The sequence below is a fragment of the Phascolarctobacterium succinatutens CAG:287 genome (assembly GCF_000434895.1).
GTDB lineage: Bacteria > Bacillota > Negativicutes > Acidaminococcales > Acidaminococcaceae > Phascolarctobacterium_A > Phascolarctobacterium_A succinatutens_A.
In genome coordinates, this window is sequence record NZ_FR892823.1 from 1 (window position 1) to 611 (window position 611).

General features: G+C 45.7%; 1 pseudogene. It reads left to right on the forward strand.

Annotation, left to right across the window (positions count from 1 at the left end):
* A pseudogene (locus tag BN587_RS10415) lies at nucleotides 1-611 on the forward strand (hypothetical protein); the annotation flags it as partial.

The following is a 611-nucleotide window of genomic DNA, read 5'->3' on the forward strand; positions in this document are numbered from 1 at the left end:
CTTTGATTTTCGTGGTATTCAGCATGGGTACCAGCTTGAATATTAAGCAGCTGATTGCTGAATGGCGTACAGTTGCAGTTGCTGTTTTATCCATGATTGTTTTGATTGCCGGCAGCGTTGTGCTGATTCCCGTAATCGGCTATCAGGAAACTATTGTCAGCATTCCTATTATCAACGGCGGTATCGTTGCTACTCAGATTATGACCAGCGCTGCTATGGATAAAGGCTTTGCTATGGCTGCTGCTTTGGGTACTGTTTTGTACGCTGTGCAAAAATTCTTTGGTACTCCTGTTGCTTCTTACTTTGGCCTGCGTGCTGCTAAGGAAGCATTGGCGGAATTCCGTCGTACCGGTGTTAATCCTTATGCACCGAAGGAAGAGGTGCATGGCGGTGCAGCTCCTAAAGAAACCTTCTTTGAAAAACACAAAAAATTCTATGGTCCTTTTGCTTCTCTGACTATCGCAGCCTTCTTCAGTTGGCTGGCATTCGTTATCGGAAAATATACCGGTCTGAGCGCTACTATTTGGTCTTTGATTTTAGGTGCAGTAATTGGCAGCACCGGCCTTGTTCCGCCGAAAATCCTGGATCATGCAAAATCCTCCGGTATCTGA